The 1,203-nt window shown below is 69.2% G+C and carries 2 protein-coding genes; both read left to right on the forward strand.

What is annotated here, in order from left to right; translation table 11 throughout:
* Positions 1–91 precede the first annotated feature (91 nt).
* Positions 92–583 (forward strand): winged helix-turn-helix domain-containing protein, encoded by a 492-nt coding sequence (locus AAH979_RS43010; protein WP_346263874.1) that lies wholly within the window; start codon positions 92–94, stop codon positions 581–583.
* A 20-nt stretch (positions 584–603) separates the two neighbouring features.
* Entirely contained in the window at positions 604–1,170 is a 567-nt protein-coding gene (locus AAH979_RS43015; RefSeq protein ID WP_346263875.1) for a transposase, read from the forward strand.
* Positions 1,171–1,203 lie beyond the last annotated feature (33 nt).

The raw sequence follows: 1,203 nt of genomic DNA on the forward strand, positions 1-1,203 counted from the left end.
TACAGCGTTTGAATGGCTGGGGTCTGATCTGGATAACCGAATGTGATCAACCACTATGGACGCCCGGTCAGGTTCGATCTATGCCTGTGGTGTGAGGTACGCCGATGGTGGTGGCCTGTCCGCTGCGGGACGGGCCAAGCGGGAACAGGTACGGATGCAGGCCGCGCGGATGTTCGCCGTGGATGTGCCGGCGACGCGGGTCGCGGCCCGGTTGCGGGTGTCGACGAAGTCGGTCTACCAGTGGCGGCGCCGCTGGCGTGCGGGTGGGATGACCGCCCTGGCCTCGACCGGGCCAGGTGGAAACGTCTCCCGGCTCTCGCCCGATCAGCTCCTGCGGCTGCGGGCCGAGTTGGACCTCGGCCCGGCCGCGCACGGCTGGACCGAGGACCAGCGGTGGACCCTGGCCCGGGTCGCCACGGTGATCGGCCGGCTGTTCCACGTCTCCTACACGCCGCGTGGCGTGTCCTACCTGCTGCACCGCATGGGCTACAGCCCTCAGGTGCCCACACACCGCGCGGTGCAGCGGGACGAGGACGCGATCGCCGACTGGCGGGCCACCACCTGGGCCAAGGTACGAGGCTAGCGGCGGCGACCGGAGCGTGGATCGTCTTCGAGGACGAGGCCGGACAGACGCTGCGCCCGCCCAGGGCCCGTACCTGGGCCCGCAAGGGCCACACACCCGTAGTGCGGGTGTCGGGTCGAGGCTCGGGTCGGGTCTCGATCGCCGGGCTGATCGCCTACAAGCCCGGCCAGCGCGGCCACGTCTTCTACCGCCTGCGCGTCCACCGCGGACGCAGAGGCGAGCGCCGCAGCCTGTCCGAGGACGACTACGCCACCCTGATCACCGCCGCGCACCACCAACTCCACGCCCCGATCATCCTGATCTGGGACGGGGTCAACACCCACACCAGCACGGCGATGCGCCAACTCATCGCCGCCCGCCACCGCTGGCTGACCGTGGTCCAGCTACCCGCCTACGCACCCGACCTCAACCCCGTCGAGGGCCTGTGGTCAACGGTGAAGTCCAGCCTGGGCAACCTCGCCGTCGACGGCGTGGACCACCTCGCCGCGATCATCCGCAACCGACTCAAGCGCATCCAGTACCGACCCGACCTGATCCCCGGCTTCCTCACCCAGACCGGACTCAGCCTGCGACCGGAACCACCATGACCGAAACAGACCCCAGACTTTCAACCGCTGTAG

It is taken from the genome of Plantactinospora sp. ZYX-F-223, assembly GCF_039649625.1.
In the GTDB taxonomy this organism is placed as follows: domain Bacteria; phylum Actinomycetota; class Actinomycetes; order Mycobacteriales; family Micromonosporaceae; genus Plantactinospora.